12 protein-coding genes are annotated in these 17484 nt (G+C 53.1%); 3 read left to right on the forward strand and 9 right to left on the reverse strand.

Annotated elements, in window-relative coordinates; all coding sequences use genetic code 11:
* Positions 1 to 80: 80 nt before the first annotated feature.
* Positions 81 to 1775 (reverse strand): tetratricopeptide repeat protein, encoded by a 1695-nt coding sequence (locus tag ACYVH9_RS21370; protein WP_460638434.1) that lies wholly within the window; start codon positions 1773 to 1775, stop codon positions 81 to 83.
* Positions 1776 to 1942: 167 nt separating this feature from the next.
* On the opposite strand from ACYVH9_RS21370, the gene ACYVH9_RS21375 reads away from it, so the two are divergent.
* A complete protein-coding gene (locus tag ACYVH9_RS21375; RefSeq protein ID WP_460638435.1) occupies positions 1943 to 2224 on the forward strand; it encodes a hypothetical protein in 282 nt (93 codons plus the stop codon).
* Positions 2225 to 2302: 78 nt separating this feature from the next.
* On the opposite strand, the gene alaS is transcribed toward ACYVH9_RS21375, so the two are convergent.
* The gene (alaS, locus tag ACYVH9_RS21380; protein ID WP_460638436.1) at positions 2303 to 4960 is read right to left on the reverse strand and encodes an alanine--tRNA ligase; all 2658 of its coding nucleotides are present in this window, start codon (positions 4958 to 4960) and stop codon (positions 2303 to 2305) included.
* A gap of 106 nt (positions 4961 to 5066) precedes the next feature.
* Here alaS and ACYVH9_RS21385 point away from each other — a divergent pair, with 106 nt between their 5' ends.
* Complete coding sequence (locus tag ACYVH9_RS21385; protein WP_460638437.1) at positions 5067 to 5396, forward strand: MerR family transcriptional regulator; 330 nt, start codon at positions 5067 to 5069, stop codon at positions 5394 to 5396.
* Between the two features lie 66 nt (positions 5397 to 5462).
* Here ACYVH9_RS21385 and ACYVH9_RS21390 read toward each other — a convergent pair whose 3' ends face one another.
* From ACYVH9_RS21390 to ACYVH9_RS21400, 3 genes are all read right to left on the reverse strand, one after another.
* Positions 5463 to 6974 carry a capsule assembly Wzi family protein gene (locus ACYVH9_RS21390; protein ID WP_460638438.1) on the reverse strand — a complete coding sequence of 504 codons (1512 nt, stop codon included), beginning with the start codon at positions 6972 to 6974 and terminating at the stop codon, positions 5463 to 5465.
* A gap of 573 nt (positions 6975 to 7547) precedes the next feature.
* A complete protein-coding gene (locus tag ACYVH9_RS21395; protein WP_460638439.1) occupies positions 7548 to 9416 on the reverse strand; it encodes a cytochrome-c peroxidase in 1869 nt (622 codons plus the stop codon).
* Positions 9413 to 10897: a PhoX family protein gene (locus ACYVH9_RS21400; protein WP_460638440.1), complete on the reverse strand. Its 1485-nt coding sequence runs from the start codon at positions 10895 to 10897 to the stop codon at positions 9413 to 9415. The genes ACYVH9_RS21395 and ACYVH9_RS21400 overlap by 4 nt, the downstream gene beginning before the upstream one ends.
* A 90-nt stretch (positions 10898 to 10987) precedes the next feature.
* Between ACYVH9_RS21400 and dprA the strand changes: the two genes are divergently transcribed.
* Entirely contained in the window at positions 10988 to 12094 is a 1107-nt protein-coding gene (gene dprA / locus ACYVH9_RS21405) for a DNA-processing protein DprA (protein ID WP_460638441.1), read from the forward strand.
* Between the two features lie 77 nt (positions 12095 to 12171).
* Here the strand turns inward: dprA and ACYVH9_RS21410 are convergent, their stop codons facing one another.
* From ACYVH9_RS21410 to ACYVH9_RS21425, 4 genes are all read right to left on the reverse strand, one after another.
* Positions 12172 to 13752 carry a DUF4394 domain-containing protein gene (locus tag ACYVH9_RS21410; protein WP_460638442.1) on the reverse strand — a complete coding sequence of 527 codons (1581 nt, stop codon included), beginning with the start codon at positions 13750 to 13752 and terminating at the stop codon, positions 12172 to 12174.
* Between the two features lie 194 nt (positions 13753 to 13946).
* Complete coding sequence (locus ACYVH9_RS21415; protein ID WP_460638443.1) at positions 13947 to 15419, reverse strand: capsule assembly Wzi family protein; 1473 nt, start codon at positions 15417 to 15419, stop codon at positions 13947 to 13949.
* 13 nt (positions 15420 to 15432) lie between these two features.
* Positions 15433 to 16059: an orotate phosphoribosyltransferase gene (gene pyrE / locus ACYVH9_RS21420; protein WP_460638444.1), complete on the reverse strand. Its 627-nt coding sequence runs from the start codon at positions 16057 to 16059 to the stop codon at positions 15433 to 15435.
* Positions 16060 to 16157: 98 nt separating this feature from the next.
* Complete coding sequence (locus tag ACYVH9_RS21425; RefSeq protein WP_460638445.1) at positions 16158 to 17441, reverse strand: hemolysin family protein; 1284 nt, start codon at positions 17439 to 17441, stop codon at positions 16158 to 16160.
* Positions 17442 to 17484: the final 43 nt, after the last annotated feature.

A 17484-nucleotide genomic window follows, 5' to 3' on the forward strand; every position in this document is an offset into this window, starting at 1 on the left:
ATAACGAATCAGCAAACCGGTCAGATCCTTAAAACCTGACCGGCTGTATTATATGGGATTATGATGCAATATGGGATTTTTCATTTGTTTTTTGGGAAATTACGCACTAAAAAAGGGCCATCGGCTTTGGCCCAGCCCTGACGGGCGAGCTGACGTTCGCGTTCGGCGGTGGTTTTGTCACCCTTCAGGTCGGCAATGCGAGCGAGGGCAAAATGGGTGCCCGGGTAGACGGGATCGTGCTCGGCGAGTACCCTGGCCGACTCTTCCGCAAAATCATTAATCTTTAACTGGTGGGCAACCTGCGCAATCAGTTCCAGTTGAAACAGTGCTTCGATCCAGGGATCCGGCCCGGTTTGGTTCCGGGCGCTGGTCTGGAATTTCCGGATATCGGCCAGGCCTTTCTCCCGGTTGGCGGGGTCGTGCAGGGTAATGAGGGCCGCCAGCAGCTTCGGATGTGGGTCCAGCCAGGCGTTAAGCCAATCAGTTTGCGTGGCTTTTTTGGCTTCGGCCAGTTCGTTCTGAGCCGCTTTCAGCGAAGCCTGGGCGGCTTCCATGCGTTGCTGCTTCAATGCCATCATGCCCAGCAGATAGTGGCCGATAACGCGCTCACCGGGTGTTTTGCCTTTGGTCATTTCTTCGGCAATAGGCGCAGCTTCGCTGTCCCGGTTTTGGGAGAGCAGCAGGGCGGGATACCCCATTTTGTTGTAGAACGTCCGCTCCTGATTGATGGGCCGTTTGGTGTCAAACCGTTCTTTGACCAGTTTTTCGGCTTCCTGAATCCGGCCTTGGTATTGGTAGCACAAGGCCAGCAGCGAGATGTTATGAATGTGGTGCCAGTCGTACATCGATTCATACTTTTCGCTGGTGTATAAATTCCGTTCGATGGCGTCGGTTTGTTTCATTTCGGCAATGGCTTCATCCACGTTGCCGGTTTTCATCAGGTCGTGGGCGTACATATGCAGGGCATGGGCCAGATTCGGGGCCAGTCGGGCGTAGGCTTTGCCGTGTTCCAGGGCTTTGTGGTAATCACCCATCCCCTCGTAGGCATGAATCAGGTAATGGTGGGCTGCCGGATGGTCGGGTGCGAGCTGGAGTACTTTTTCGTAAATCGCAATGCTGGCCGAAGAGGTTCCCTGGCCGCGGCCTGTAGCGAATTTTTCGTAGGAATTACCTGCCAGCAACCATAGCTCCGGGTCCGTAGGAAACTGCCTGACCAGCGTGTTTAATTTGCTGCGATACTCATTCAGCAGGTTCTGATTGCTAAGTGAGTCAACGGCTTTGAGTTGGGCAAACCGGGCTTCAATATGGGCTTTTTCGCGGGGTGACGCAAGTTTTGAAAACGATTGCGCTTTTTCGGCAGCTTTGCGGGCGGTCTGGTTATCTTCCAGCTGAATATACAGACGGCTCAGGCCAACGTGCGCCATCACAAACGTTGAATCGTGGTGCAGGGCCTCGTGGAACGACCGGGCGGCTTCGACCAGCGAATAGCCATGCAGATACGCCATGCCCTGTTCAAAAAAAGCCTGTGCTTTCGGGTTTGTAGTGGAGGTTGGAGTCGGGAATTGCCCGACCCTGGACCGCAGGGCGACAGACTGTTGCAGGAGCGAAGTCGGAATTCCACCCACGTGAGCCAGACCGCATACGGGTGCGGAGGGAACCGCCGGGGCTTTGGGAGCCGATTTGGAGGATGGGTGCTGTTCCGTGGAAGAAGGCCTGCTAATGAGTAAAGCGAACAGGAAAACCGGAACAAGGGAATAAGAGTGGAGTCGGTTCATCGGATGAAGAAGATTATCGTAACCAGGTCCGTGCGGGGATTTTAGTAAAGATAGTGTTTTCCAGAGCGGCATGATCAACCGTTTGGTAAATGATAAAGCTGACACACCGGGGGTAACCCGCTAACTTTTGGGCCTTTCGTGAGTTATATTGAAAAACCAGTACTTGTATGGAAAAGATGTTTGTTATACACGCCGTTGGGGTTGACGAACTAGGCGTTGAAACACCCACCACGATACCCATGAAATTAAGTGGAGAACCCGATGCTGCCTTAATTGTGCAGGATCTGGATGCGCAGTATCCGCATCTGAAACACCGGATTACACAGATTGAAGAGCTAAAAACGCCCGATCAAGTGGAAGACTGGCAGCACTCGTACCTGGGCTCTATCTTTGGCTCTGAACACCAAAAAGGGGAGTACGATGAAAAGAATTCCAATGTGACACCTTGACGGTTGACGGTATACAGGTACGGTGAGCTGACGCATTAAAAGCATGTGTCAACCCACCGTAAACTGTGTACTGTAAAATTATTTACCCAGCAGCTCCCGGCCTTTGGCCAGGGCGCGATCCAGGCCACTGGCATCGGAACCGCCCGCCGTGGCAAAGAACGGTTGGCCGCCACCTCCTCCACGGATTTCTTTTGCCAGCTCTTTCACCAGATTACCTGCGTGGAGGTTTTTGCCACTGATGAGTTCATCGGGCAACATGACCGCCAGTTGCGGTTTTCCGTTAATGTCGGAGCCAAGCACCAGCGCGAGGTTGTCGACTTTGGCTTTCAGATCGTACGCCAGTTGTTTCAAGGCATCCGCCGAAGGAACATTGACACGCTCGACGATCACAAAATGCCCATTGTTGGCGTGTACCTTTGTCAGGAGGTCGGACTTCACCTGCTGCAATTTTTCGGCTTCCAGCGCGTCAATTTTTTTCTGCAACTGCTGGCGCTCGTCCAGCAAGCTCTGAACGGCTTTGACAACATCTTTGGGGGCTTTGAGCAAGTCTTTGAGTTGCGTCAGGGTGGCCTGCTGTTCGTTCAGGAGGGCCAGCGCCTTTTCGGCCGTTACGGCTTCGATCCGCCGAACGCCCGTTGATACCGATCCTTCCGAAGTGAATTTGAAGAGGCCAATCTGTCCCGTGGCCGGAACGTGCGTTCCTCCGCAAAGTTCGACGGAATAATTCGGATCGAATGTAATTACCCGTACGAAATCACCGTATTTTTCGCCGAACAACGCCATCGCTCCGAGGGTTTTAGCCTCTTCGATGGGGACATTGCGCCGTTCGATCAAGGGAATATTTTCGCGAATTTTCTCGTTCACAATCCGTTCTACCTCCGCCAGTTCTTCGTCCGTCACCTTGCTGAAGTGGGAGAAGTCAAAGCGCAGCGCGTCCGGCCCGACGTACGAACCTTTCTGGGCCACGTGTTTGCCCAGGACGTCCCGCAGGGCCGCGTGCAGCAGGTGGGTAGCCGAGTGGTTGTCGGAGATGGCGTTGCGCCGGTCGGCGTCTACTTTCGCCAGAACAATCGAATGATTATCCAGCACTTCCTCCAGATTTTTATCGTTGGAAATGTGAATGATCAGGTCGTTTTCTTTTTTGGTATCGGCAATTCGGATGAGTACTTTTTCGTCGCCCAGCAGGACTTCCAGTGCGCCGGTATCACCAATCTGACCGCCGGATTCGGCGTAGAACGGGGTCCGATCCAGCACAATCTGGTATTGCGTACCCTGTTTGTTCTGCACCTTCCGGTATTTGGCTACCCGCGCTTCGGCTACGACCTGATCGTATCCCAAAAACTCGACTCCGTCGATATCGTTAAGCTCGGTCCAGTCGCCGGTTGAGGAGGTAGCATCTTTCCGCGAGCGTTCCTTCTGTTGCTGGAGCGCTTTCTGGAAACCGTCTTCGTCAATCGAGAAGCCTTTTTCGCGGGCAATTAGCGCCGTCAGGTCGACCGGGAAGCCGAAGGTATCGTTCAGTTCAAAAACCGTCGCGCCATCGATTACTTTTTCGTTTTTCTGCGTCAGTTCGGCGGTGATTTTATCCAGCAGTTTCAGGCCGTTTTCGAGGGTGCGCAGAAACGCAGCTTCTTCTTCCCGAATCACCGTCGCCACGAAATCGCGCTGGGCGTTCAGTTCCGGAAAAACGTCGGCAAACTGCAACGCCAGCGTTGGTACGAGCTTGGTCAGGAACGGTTCAGTAAAACCGAGGTACGAATACCCGTAGCGCACGGCACGGCGCAAAATCCGGCGGATTACATACCCCGCCCGCGCATTCGACGGAATCAAACCGTCGGCGATGGCAAACGAAACCGCCCGGATGTGATCGGCAATCACGCGCATGGCTACATCCGGGTAGTCGCGTTGCGAACCCGCGTATGTTTTGCCCGAAATCTCTTCAATGACCCGAATCGTGTGCGTAAAGACATCGGTATCGTAGTTCGATAGCTTGCCCTGAATGGCCATGCAAAGCCGTTCGAAGCCCATGCCCGTATCAACGTGCCGGGCGGGCAGCGGTTCCAGTGATCCGTCGGCCTTGCGGTTGAACTGCATGAAGACCAGGTTCCAGATTTCCACTACCTGCGGGTGATCGGCGTTCACCAACTCCTTGCCGGGTTTCTGATCGACGTCGGCCTGGGGGCGCAGGTCAACGTGGATTTCGGAGCAGGGGCCACACGGACCCGTATCGCCCATTTCCCAGAAGTTATCCTTTTTGTTGCCGAGAATGATGCGCTCTTCGCCCACAATCGGTTTCCACAGATCCCAGGCTTCCTGATCGAAAGGAACATTGTCTCTTTCATCACCCTGAAAAACCGAAACATACAACCGGTCTTTCGGCAATCCGTACACTTCCGTCAGCAGTTCCCAGGCCCAGCTAATGGCTTCTTTCTTGAAATAATCACCGAATGACCAGTTGCCGAGCATTTCGAACATCGTATGGTGGTAGGTGTCGAACCCTACATCTTCCAGGTCATTGTGCTTGCCCGAAACCCGCAGGCATTTCTGGGTATCGGCCACGCGTTTGGCGGGCGGTGTTCCGTTGCCCAGAAAAAAATCTTTAAATTGAGCCATCCCCGAATTATTGAACATCAGCGTGGGGTCGTTTTTGGCAACCAGGGGCGCTGAAGCCACAATCAGGTGGTCTTTGCTGCTAAAGAAGTCTAAAAAGTGCTGGCGAATTTCGGAAGAAGTCATGGTACTGTCTGGTGCGTCATCGGTCATCGAATGACTACGGATTGAATTGTTTTGCAAATTTACGGAATAACTTGTGTTTCTTCCGGGTAGAACGGAAGTTTGTTGTATGGAGGAGTTAACCAAACGGTACTACGGCATTCGGGAAGTGGCCGACATGCTGGGGGTGAATATTTCAAAACTACGGTTTTACGAAAAGGAGTTTCCGACCCTTAAGCCCCGAAAAAACCGGGCGGGCGACCGCATTTATACCAAAGAAGACATTGAGCACCTGCGGGCTATTCTGGAGTTGGTCGAAGAAAGAAAGCTGACGCTGGAGGGAGCGCGCCAGCACCTGAAAACGCGCTCAACCCGTCAGTCGGAAATCAAGCAGATGATTGCCCGTTTGCAGGAAATTCGCAAATTTCTGGTCGAAGCGCGGGGTCAGCTGGACGGCTAGTCGGAAGGGGTGATTTACGACGTTTAGCGACTGGCGCATTAGGCCGTAAACCAATGGCATCCGGCGTTAGCGATTTGCCCGGTACTTATAATAATCCCACGTCTTGCGGATGCCGGCATACACCCCCGTGCTGTTCTGGAATAACCCACCCTGGTCGGATGCCGCCGAAACCGTGACCAGCAACCCATTTTTGCTCAGCGGAATGCCAACCTGAACCAGCGAAGACAATTGCTCGACGGTATTGGCGAACGGCATTTCGTACGTTCCGTAATTCTGGCTGTACGACACTTTGATGAGAAATACGGCATTCTGAGCGAAAGCACCCTGAAGCCCCGCGTGGAAAACCCGGACCCGATTGTTGACAAAAAAACCGTAGCGGGGTAAGTCGGGGCGCGTGTCGGTCATCGGCGTGATGAAGGGCGTGCCAATGCCATTGCCCATGTACGACCAGCCGTTCCGGTATTGCGAGTGGTTGAAGTAATTATCCCGTCCCCGAAGCAGATCGCTATCTTCAAAAACACTGCCTCCCTGGCTTTTGGTATACAGCAGTTCGGCTACGGCACCCGTGATGCGTAGGCCGGATGAACGGGGAGCCAGGTTGCGGTAGCGAATTCCGTGAAGCCCATCTTCCAGGTTGGTGCCGTAAAACAGCGAGCCATCCTCAATAAGGCTTTGCCGATAGAAAAGAATCGACAGCTTGCGCGTGCTGATTTCCAGGCCAACGTCAATGCTTCCCAAGTGATTACCGATGCGGTTTTCCCGGTCAAATCGGCTGAAGTAGGTGGTATCGACTTTCTGGGAGCTGGCGCTGATGCTTTTTCCCATGACCATGTTGTAATAGGCTTGCCGGTTGGCAGGAAGCTGGTTGTTTTTTACCAACCCCTCCGACAAGTCCGTGGTAGTGCCACCCCATTGAACCTGGTGGTTGAAACCGGCGTAGAGTTTGACAGGCCAACTGGGCTTGCCAAGCCGGGCGTACAAGACTTTCTGGTGTAAATACGCGTTGCGGACAATGCTTCGGTTGTCCAGCCAGCCGTGGGCGAAAAAGCCACGAAAGGCCAGAATACCTTTTGTGAAGGGAACCGCCGTAAAATCCGACAGGGCGATCTGAACTTTGGGAATGGGCAGCGCATTGCCCGCCCAGCTGTACGAGCCCGAAGTAAGGGTGGAATCAACCAGCCCTATAATTTCCCGACGGCGTCCTACAATCAGATCAAAAGCCCCGGCCCGGGCTTTGACGTACATTTCGGGCACGAGCAACGACGTTTTCATGCCGGCGCTGACATTGCCCACCAGATCAATACCGTAGCCAACGCCAAAGAAATTCCGTTTCTTGGATGAGGTACTATCGCTGACGGGATAATACCGGTAATCCTGGCGAAAGCCGGTGCGAACGGTGGCGTAAGGAATGGCTGTAGGAACAATACCGAACTGATTGGCGCGCAGCCAGAACGGGGTTTGCCCAGCGGTGGCGTAAAAACCACCCGTTTCGACATAAAATTGAAACGGTTTGATCTCAAGCCGGGGCTGACTAAATCCAAGAAGTGGGCTAAGAAGGAGTAGTAAAATTTTTCTCATTTAATTCCTTTTAAAAAAGAGAGAACGGACGAAGAAGAACATGACGTAAAAGCCAATGCCGGTGAAGCCGACAGCGATTGAACTCTCCCGGGTAAGTTCGTAGGCCATATATCCACTGCTCACCGCCAGGAAAGTACTCATTGTGAACAGCAAAGCATGCATACACCAAGAGCGGAGCGTACGTTTGGCAACGATTATCTTAAATGCCATAGCGAATAGTTGGATATGCTATAAACACATCGGGTTGTCCGTCAAAACCATTTTGACGGCTGGGGTAAATTTGAAGGGAGTTACGGTGGAACGGGGTTGGAATCCGTTTAGATTACCAGTACCAAACTTGCACGTTTGGAATATGTTTTGAAAAAAAAGACATTTTGAGTAATTTATAACAAGTCTAACTGTAAAATAATGAGAAAATATTTTTGCAGGTGGTGCATGATGTCTAGTAACTGGATCTTGATGAATTGTAACCAATTGGCTAGTAAGGCTCTAGAAAGCAATTGTTGAGAAAAGAAAAATAGGTTTACCCGTCGACTAACGAGCGATCAGCGTATGAGCATATTTCCGTGAATCTTATGGAGACACTAAAACCGGCTCCTTGGCAGGTAAACTATTCAAGGAGCGGAGGAAAGCCACTAGCGCGGCTTTTTCAAAAGAAGTGAGGTTAAGTTTACTGTCTGGCAACGTTTGATTGGCTAGGGCAATCCCCAGCCCTCTTCCTCCTCCCTGGTCGTAAAAGTCGATCACTTCCGCCAATGTTTTGAATGAACCGTTGTGCATATAGGGAGCGGTTAGTGCGCTGTTTCGGATCGTCGGAGTTTTGAACGAATAGCGGAGAGCCGCAAGCGGAAAGCGGGCGTAACGGCCCGGATCTGGATCAATCTGATGGCTTCCGGGTTGAACAGGAACCCCAATAATTTCCGATTCGGTGTGGGCGAAAGCCGGCGGAACCGTGCCGTTGAAGAGGGGCAGAAAATGGCAGGTGCCGCATTTAGCTTTGCCCATAAACAAATTAAAACCGGCCAATTCTTCGGTCGATAGCAACGGTTTTCCGGTTGGCGACCGCTGGCCCCGCATGTGTTGGTCAAACCGTGAGTTCAGACTGATCAGCGAGCGTTCGTAGGCCGCCAGCGCATTCTGGATATGCAAGGGCTGAATGGTGGTGCCCATTCGGGGGAAAGCTCGTTTGAACCTGCGGAGATACAGCGGGTTTTGCTGTAACAACCGGGCCGCAACAACTAGTGAACCGTGCATTTCATCCGGGTTGTGAATCACGTCGGACGATTGATTCTCGAGTGTTTCCGAGCGGAGATCGTAGAATTGCGCGCTTTGCAAAGCCGCATTCAGCAGGGTGGGCGTATTGCGGTGGCCGGCTCGGGCGGCCGAGAGCGTTGCATTTTTGGGCAAACCGTCGCTGAAAGCCCGGAATGGTTGGTGGCAACTGGCACAGGAACGCCGGCTTGCCGTCCCGCCGTCGCTGATCGACAGAATAGGGTCCGAAAACAATTGCTCGCCCAGCAGCACCTTGGCGGGATTCGTGCGCAGGTCGGCGCTCGGTGCGTAGAAATCCGGGTTGAAAGCCCTCGGCGAAAAAAGCGTCGGTGCGTTGGCGCGCAACGGGCGAATTTCCTGGAAAGGAGGAATGAAACGCTGTTGCTGAAAATGCAGAAGGTGTTGGGAAAGCGGATTGGCGTAAGTCGTGATGAACCGGGCGCGGTCAAACGCATCGAAAGAAATCGGTTGACGCAGGTAAGCCTGGGTGTGTTCCAACCGGTGGAGAAGCTGGTCATACACAGAGTCCTGGTCAATAGCGTACAGCGCTACGTAGGCCCGAATACTTTCAATGGCACTGGCCGCTTCCGGAATAGCCGTTTGGCAAATCGGGGTGTCAAAACCGCTGATGCCCAGGGTAGTGATCCGGAACAGTTGCAGACGCAGGGCATCAAAAATATGGGCATCGGTTAGTTCGGTATCTTTCCAGAGGTCCGAATAGCGACCCAGTTCGCGCCGAAGTTTCCGGATTTCCCGTGTCAGCCCGTCGCGGTCGCGGGGATCGAAACGGGGAAATAGCATTTCTTCAATTACCTGAAAGCCACCGGGCTCAAAGAGCTTTCCTTCTTCGGCTTCGATCTCGGGCAGGGCAGGGCCGTTGACCAACCGCGTTGTGGCTGGAAAATAATATTCCGTAAATGGCTCCAGTTTTTTGTAAGCCCGCCGGCAAGCCAGAAAAGCGGTTTGGAGCGAGTCCGAAGAGCGGCTTCTTTCGGCCAGTGGTGCCAACCGGGAAACGACCAGCTGGTCTAATGTGGCCAGATCCCGGGCAAACTGCGCTTGGGCCCGTTCCGTAGCCCGCAGGGGTACCGTCTGTGAATCCAGCCAGCCCAGTAAAACAACCGCCAGAAGCGTTGTGGCCAGCAGCACCAGTGGAGTTGACGGTTTCACCTCGGAATACCACGAACAATGACAATCTGTCCTCCTTCGGCCATATTGCCAATGGCGTTGTCGTAAATGTTAACATCTTTGGTCAATGAGCTGCCATCGGCGTTGACAAACCGCGTGTCGCGCCAGGTATGAGCCTGTAGATTGACCAGAAAGGTATTGGGCACACCGATGATCTCCGAAATGTCGTGCATGGCGCCGTACTCCCAGGTGCTGATGCCCTGGTGACCAATTGGATTGTACTTCTTCTGAAAATCAGGGTCATTGCGCCGGTGATTCATTTCCAGCATCGGTTTCAGCTGCCCGGTAGCAATGCTGTATTGCCAGACGCGCCCGTCGTGGTCCGGGGGAGTAATTGGTGCGTCGCCATCTTCCTGGATGTAGACGTAATTTTCGGTAACGCAAATGTTGTCCGGATTGACGAGATTTTTGCCCGGATCAGTAGAGCCGTCGGCGACGAACGACAACTTACCCTTCAGCGGATTTGACGGGTCAAGTTCGAGCCGGTAGATCCGTCCCCACTGGACCCGTTCACGGTCGAACGAACCGGTAACGGCAAAATAAAGCTCTCGACCGTGAGCCGGGCTGCCTTTGCGGTAATCGATGTCTTCTACGCGCGCAAACTGAACCACGTTTTTTTCCTGCTGCCGGGCGGCAATTTGCACACCCGTTGCGGTTTTGGCATTTTCAATTTCTACAAACTCCACGTCGTACCGTTGTCCGGCCTGCATGTTTTTCTCGACCGGATCCTGGTTGGTCCGCCGGAGGGTGTAAAGCTTTCCGTTTTGCAGATCGCCCACCGAGTTGGAAACATACATTGTAACCTGACCGTCGGTGGCGTCTTCCGTCATAACAATAACGGTTTGGTTGGGGTACGAATCTTTGGGCAAGGGGAGGGCATTTTCCAGTGAAGCTTTTCCCAATGCCGGTAAGGTACGGTTTGCGTTCTTTTTGTCGGCAAGGCCCAGCGGATCAATGGCGTGGACCCGACCTTCCGAATCTCCTTCGCCGACGGTCAGAAAAACGGGACCGAAACCGTGTTGTTGCGGGGTGGCCAGGGTGCCCGAACACAGCCGCCATGTTCCGCCTTCGGCATCGAGCAGGTATTCACCTTTGACGGGCCTGAAAGTTTTGTCCAGATAAATCCGGGAAAGCGAGCGGATGATCTCGTGATTCGTCAGCAGTATAAAACCGTCGCCCGATGGGTTTTTCAGCAAAGCCGCTCCGTCGGGTTGTGGGCCCAGTATAAAACCGGGCGACTGTTGCAACTGGTCATCGCTGCTGATAAGGGGGAGAATTTCGAGCCCTTCAAAACCCGGTAAGGCTTTCACCAGGGGAGGAGTCATCGAATGCGATTTTAAGACAATTTCTGGGTTCAAGGGTACGGACCCTTCCTTGTCGTTTTTTTCGCAGCCCGCCAGTGCCAGCGCCGAGAGGAGAAGGATACGGGCCGGTGATCCGGGGCAAATACGTAACTGTGTCATGAAGAGCGGCTAATTCCCAAAGATAGAATTTTTTTGCCTTCAACCGTTACTCCACCAGGCTGGCAACGTCTTGATAAAAACCGTTTTTCTGTGAATCAAACCGAATTATTTTATCAGTCGGCCCTAACCGCCGTACCCGGTGTGGGTGGCATCCTGATTCGTCAGCTGATGAGCCATTGCGGTTCGGCTTCCGAGGTGTTCAAATCGAGTTTTTCAAAGTTGATTAAAATTCCGGGAATCGGCGATGTGACAGCCCGCTCCATCCGACACCCGGATGTGCTGCGCGACGCCGAGCAAACTGTCCAGCGATGCGAAAAATTGGGAATTCAGCAGCTGTTTTATACGGATAAACGGTATCCGCACCGCTTGAAAGCGCTGTACGATTCGCCCGCCATGCTATACTGGCAGGGTGGCGCTGACCTGAATGCCGTCCGTACCATTGGGTTGGTCGGCACCCGCCAGGCGACGGATTACGGGCGGCATGTAACGGAGGAGATTATTCAGGCATTGCGTCCCTACCAGCCACTGGTTATTAGTGGCTTGGCATACGGAATTGATATTGCGGCCCACCGGGCAAGTTTGCTGAACGGATTGCCCACGATTGGCGTCATGGCGAGTGGGGTGGACATTGTGTATCCGCATGTTCACAAAAAAACAGCTCAGGAAATGACCTTGCTGGGTGGACTGCTGACCGAAAACCGGCCGGGCGTAAAACCGGATGCGCGCCTGTTTCCGGCCCGAAACCGGATTATTGCCGGAATGAGCGACAGCGTTGTGGTGGTGGAAGCCGCAGTCAAAGGCGGGGCTTTGATTACCGCCGAATACGCCAACAATTATCATCGGGAGGTTTTTGCCGTTCCGGGGCATCTGAATCAGCCCTTTTCGCAGGGATGTAACAAGCTGATTCACCAAAACAAGGCGCAAATTTATACCAAACCGGAGGATCTCATCGAAGCGCTGAACTGGGATCAGGCGATTGCGAAAAATGAACCCGGCCATGAACTGGTTCTGACCCGGGAGTTTACCGAAGAAGAAAGTCAGATTCTGGCGCTGTTTCGCCAGCAATCGGAATGGCAAATTGATGAGCTTAGCTGGCGGACGGAAGTTCATCTGAGCAAACTGGCCTCGCTGCTCTTGAATCTGGAGTTTAAAGGAATCATTCGTACGCTGCCCGGAAAGAAATACCGGATCAACTGAAGAAATTGTACCTGCGGACTTTCGTTCGTAATTTCCTATGATTTTCGATGAAACGAAAGCCCGCAGGTACGGGTTAATTAGAAGCCTAATCCGATGGCAAAACCACTTACTGTAGTCGAGAAAATACCCAGATCGGTCAGCTTGCCGTTGTTCAGGTTGATTTCGTAAAGCCGGGTTGAGTTGCCGGATGTCAGCAGCGCATAAGCTTTGTTGCTGCGTCCCCCGATATCAAAACCGTTCGTTGCGGTTACATCAATGCCCAGCGGACTGCCCCCGACCACGGTTCCGTCGTTCGGCGGAATCTGGCGGTACAAGCGATCGTCTAGGTCATCGATGTCGTATAAAACGGTGGAGGTTGCTCCCTGGAAGTTGTTCAGGTAGGCAACCGCCCGGACCGACGGTTTGTCCACCGCCGTTGGCCCAAAGTTGAGGGGTTTATCCACCGCTACTTCGGCCGTCATCGGGTTGATGCGCAGGTTCTGTCCGGTATTGCTCACCACCCGAATCCGGTCAACGGTTGGGTTGAAGTCAAAACCGTAATCACTACCCGTCAAAGCAGGGGTGAAAGCCCCGGAGCCGACTACGTTGGCCAGGGCATTAGTCGTACCGGCTGGGTAAGTGATGGCGTAAATACGGCTGGAAGAACCCAATGCATACAATTGGCCCGTTGCCGGACGCATATCGATGCCCCGGATGGTTTCACCGGGCTGCAGGCCCGTAATGACCCGTTGCGTCGGCGACAAATCCCAGGGGTTGAAAATCAGAAGGTTGTTGCCACTGACCGCGTAAGCTACCGGATCGGTCGGGATGGCTAGTCCCAGATAGGGCTGATTACCCAGTTCACTCAGCTTTTGCAGGGAGCCATCGGCCAGATTGATTCGTCCTAATTCCGATTTGCCATCCATCCAATAAACCAGCAAGGCGTATTGGTTGTCCGACGAAATGTCGAATCCGGCGCTGCCCGAAATGTCTTTGCCCAACGGGCCTACATTGACCAGCGTGCCGTTATTCGGCGGATTCTGGATGTAAAGCCGGTCGGAAGACGGATCAATATCGTACAGAGTAGTGCTGTTGGCAACGCCCTTGCTGTTGGTGTAGGCCACCGCCGAAATGGACGGGCTGGTACCGCCATTAATGGCTCCATCCTCACCGCCGGGTTGCAACAGGCCGGTGTTCGGGTTGAGCCGCAGGTTTTGTCCGGTATTGGTTACAACGCGTATCAGGTCAACCGTCGGGTTAAAATCAAACCCCACAATGGTGCCTTTCAAAGCCGGTGTAAAAGCATCGGTGCTAACGGAGCGGGCTTTTCCGGTTTCCTGATCGATCACATAAACGCGGCTGGTACTGCCCAAACCGTAGAGCTGCCCTGTAGCCGGCCGAAAATCGATGGACAGAATTTTCTCGCCATCCATCAAACCCGTTATGGTCGTATTGGACAGGTTTCGGGTTGGGTCGGTAATGGTTTTTTTCTGAATTCGGTTGTCGTTCGTAAGTACGAAAAACTGTCGTTCAGTGGCTCCTTCGCGGGCACTTTGGTGACGGGCTTCGTCCGAATTCAACGGGGTTTCCTGGTTCGTACAGGCATTCAGGCCAAGTAGCAAGGCCAGAAAACAGCCGCCCGCAATCCTGCGGAAATTGCTTCGGTCCATTGTAGTCATGTGTCAATCGTTTTGGAGTGGTTGAAATAGATAGGAAATTGACAGTCATACGCTACAAAGGCCACCTTTAGATTTCGGCAGAAGGGAAATTTTAGTGTGTGGTTCTTGAAAAAGGTGTTTATGTGTTGATAATGAAGTGGTTATCGTAGGAGTTGATTCTGAAAAAATAATGCCCATCAATGAGCAGAGAAGCGTTACCAGGTTTTTTTGACGGACAAAAAGAAGCTGGTTTGGCGAGGGTATAAGTCCCCCTGATCAATAGCCGACGAAGCAGTTAAAACCGTGTTGGAGATTCGGGGCAGTGCAAATTGGGCCGAAAGCAGGCCGGAGAATTGCCTGAATGGGGGGGAGTAAGGTTCGTTAAAGGTGCCGTAGTTCCGGCTGAGCGACGCCCGGGCGTTCAGCCGAACTTGGTACAGGGTTCCATCCAGACCCAGATGCCAGACGTTGACCCGGTTGTTGGGAAAAAAACCGCCACCGATGTATTCCCGAACCCGGGCCGTGAAATCAGCCCGGGGAGCAATAAACGGTGTGCCGATCGTCCGGCTGAAATACGACCAGCCTTCCCGGTATTGACCGTGGTTGAAATAATTATCTCCGCCCTGGTACTGTGCAGTCTGGTCAAAAACCGGCCCGCTCTGGTTGGTGGTCGGGAGCCATTCCAGAACCGCACCGTTCAGACGAAAGCGGGAATTGGACAGTGTGCGATTGCGGTACCGAATGCCCCACAAACCGTCGGGAAAATTCAGGAAAACCACCCCGCTGGCATCTTCATAGAGGTGCTGGTAATAGAGTAAAAAGTTGGCCCGGGAGTGGGTCCATTCAACCGCGTAATCGATCGAACCGATGTGGTTGCCCACCCGGTTTTCGCCGTCAAATGCGGTTTGCTGGTTGTTGACCAGATCCTTGGGGTAGCGGGCCAGAAGCAGGCTCACATAATCGTTGAAGGAGGAGGGTAATTTCCCGTTGGCCGCAAACGGACTGCCACGCAAATAATCCGCATGACCGCCCCATTGCACCTGGTGGTTTATTCCGGCATATACTTTGACGGGCCAGTGCGGCTTTCCGAACCGACCATACAGGTATTTCTGGTGCAGAAATGCATTTTGAATGTAAGGGGCGTTGAACCAGCCGTGTGCGTAGCCGGCCTGCACCGCCACCAGTTTTTTGACAAAACCGCCAATGGGAACAAACCCCGCCGTTTGCAACTGCACTTTTGGAATCGGGAGCGCATTGCCCGACCAGATAACAAAACCGGAAGTCAGGGTAGTGTCACCAATTCCGTAGACTTCGCGTCGTCGTCCGGCCCAGAGCTCGATCTGACCATAGCGAACTTTTGCGTAGTATTCGGGCAGCAGAAACTGGCTCGTTTTTCCCAGGTTCGCAGCGGCATAGATACCCGCGCCCCAGTCGAATCGGCGCTTCCGGAAGCGAGTGGTATCCGGTTTGTAGTCGCGCATCAGGCTCCCACGGAGTGTACCAAACGGGCCTTCCAGCGGCACAATGCCGTTCTGATTGGCCCGCAGCCAGAACGGCAATTGACCCACAGCGGGGCCCATTCCCCCCACTTCCAGTTCGGTTCGGACGGAACCCGTTGTGGGGGTGGATTGCCCATAAACCGTAGCGGCCAGGAGCCAGCCGAAAGCCAGCGAGAAAAGTTTTCTCATCGGCAGGAAGTGGCTATTGGTTCCATTCCGCAGGATTTTCCCGCCACGCAGCTAAGGAATCCGTGGCATCTGCCGCGATGTAGTTAAGATTTCGAGCTTCGCCGATCAGTGTTTCGTAATCGCTCAGGCATGTTAATTTCACGTCCTTGTCCGCAAAATTTTGGGCGGCAATCGGAAAACCGTACGTAAAAATAGCGACCATGCCCAGCACTTCGGCCTCTGACTGACGCAAGACATCGACCACTTTGAGTGAACTCCCTCCGGTGGAAATCAGATCTTCAATCACCACGATGCGTTGCCCCGCTTCCAGTCGTCCTTCAATCTGGTTGCCCATGCCGTGTTTCTTCGGTTCCGGGCGCACGTACAGAAAAGGCAGATTCAGCGCGTCGGCCACCAGCGCACCCTGTGGAATGCCGGCGGTGGCTACTCCTGCAATGGCCTGAACGTCCGGAAAATCCCGGCGAATGGCGTTGGCCAGTTCGTTACGGATATACGTGCGCGCTTCCGGGTGAGAGAGGGTGATGCGGTTATCGCAATAAATGGGGGATTTCCAGCCCGAACTCCAGGTGAACGGTTCGTTCGGCCGCAAACGAACGGCTTTTACTTCCAGCAATAATCGAGCAATCTGTTCTGCAATCATGGGTACTATTAATGATGAATTTTAAATGCTGAATTATGGATAGGAGAGTTGTGTAAAAGAACCTTCATCGTTCATGATCCATAATTCATCGTTAAAAATTATTCTTCCGCTCGCTTCGTTACCATGATTTTATCGATGCGGCTTTTGTCCATATCGACAATTTCAAACTGGTACTCCTGCCAGGTAAAGGTTTCGCCGGTTTTCGGGATGTCTTTGATAATCTGCAACGCAAAACCGCCTAGTGTATCGAAGCCCGTCAGCTCGCGCCGGTTTTGCATGACGATGTTGAAATAATCCAGAAAGTCATCGAACGGGATTTGCGCGTCGATCAGGTAACTGCCGTCGCCCCGGTCAACAATTTCATATTCAAACTCGTTGGTGTCCGAAATATCGCCCACCAGCGCGTCTACAATATCGTTCAGGGTAACCATGCCAAGCACCCCCCCGTACTCATCGACGATGATGCCCACGTACTGCCGGCGCTCGCGAAACCGTTCGAGCACTTGATACGCCATGTTATTTTCCGGAATATACAGCAAATCACGCTTGATGTCTTCCAGGCGGGTGAGCTGGTCGTTCAGGTCTTTACCCAGAAAATCTTTGCTGTTGACAAGGCCAATCATTTCGTCGACACCACCCCGGCAGAGCGGGTAGTGAGAATGGCGGTGTTCAATGATTGACTGACGGTTTTCTTCCACGGTGGCTTCCAGGTCGAGGTACACAATTTCCTGGCGGTTGGTCATCAGGGAGGTAATCCGGCGGTCGCCGAGCTGGAAAACGTTCTGCACAATTTCCTGCTCAATTTCTTCGATGACCCCGCCCGAGGTGCCTTCCTGAATCAGGCTCTTGATTTCCTCTTCCGTGACGGCGCTGGCGTTGGGTTTAATGTTCAATATTTTGATAATCAGGTCGCTGGAAAAGGCCAGCAAGCTGATGAACGGAGATGTCAGCCGGGACAGCATGTTCATGGGACCGGCTATGAATTTGGCAATACCTTCCGGGTTCGAAAGCCCAATGCGTTTGGGGACCAGTTCGCCCAGTACCAGGGAGAGATACGTAATAAAAATAACGGTTATGGTAACGGCAATGCTGTTGGCGTAGGGTTGAAGAAGTGGAAACTGGGTAACGAAGGCGGAGATTTGATTCGTCAGGCTATCTCCGCTAAAAATACCCGTCAAGATGCCGATAAGGGTAATTCCAATCTGAACCGTGGCCAGAAAACGATTGGGAGATTCGGCCAGTTTGAGGGCTTCTTCGGCCCGGCGGTCGCCGTTGCGGGCATCAGTTTCAAGGCGGGCTTTGCGGGAGGAAACCAGCGCGATCTCTGAGAGGGAGAAAACACCGTTCAGAATGACTAAAAATAGAATGATTGCAAGTTCCACACGGGGAAAAGTTGGCGTCTTGCAAAAATAGTGGATTTAGTTT

It is taken from the genome of Larkinella harenae, assembly GCF_054780515.1.